The following is a 515-nucleotide window of genomic DNA, read 5'->3' as shown; positions in this document are numbered from 1 at the left end:
ACACCGACGGTGTCATCACCGGCTGGGGCACGGTCGAGGGCCGCACGGTCTTCGTCTACGCGCACGACTTCCGGATCTTCGGCGGCGCCCTCGGCGAGGCCCATGCCACGAAGATCCACAAGATCATGGACATGGCCATCGCGGCCGGTGCGCCGCTGGTCTCCCTCAACGACGGCGCGGGCGCCCGTATCCAGGAGGGCGTCTCCGCGTTGGCCGGGTATGGCGGCATCTTCCAGCGCAACACCAGGGCGAGCGGGGTGATCCCGCAGATCAGTGTGATGCTCGGGCCGTGTGCGGGCGGTGCGGCCTACAGCCCCGCGCTCACCGACTTCGTCTTCATGGTCCGCGAGACCTCGCAGATGTTCATCACCGGACCGGACGTCGTGAAGGCGGTCACCGGCGAGGAGATCACGCAGAACGGGCTGGGCGGCGCCGACGTCCACGCCGAGACCTCCGGCGTCGCGCACTTCGCGTACGACGACGAGGAGACCTGCATCGCCGAGGTCCGCTACCTG

General features: G+C 68.9%; 1 protein-coding gene. It reads left to right on the top strand.

The annotated features are described in order from the left end of the window. On the top strand, positions 1-515 hold a 515-nt coding region (locus ACLF6P_RS18425; protein WP_415951564.1), incomplete at both ends, for a carboxyl transferase domain-containing protein.

This window comes from Streptomyces lothianensis, from assembly GCF_047779955.1.
Classification (GTDB): domain Bacteria; phylum Actinomycetota; class Actinomycetes; order Streptomycetales; family Streptomycetaceae; genus Streptomyces.
This window is presented reverse-complemented; position numbering and strand designations above follow the sequence as displayed.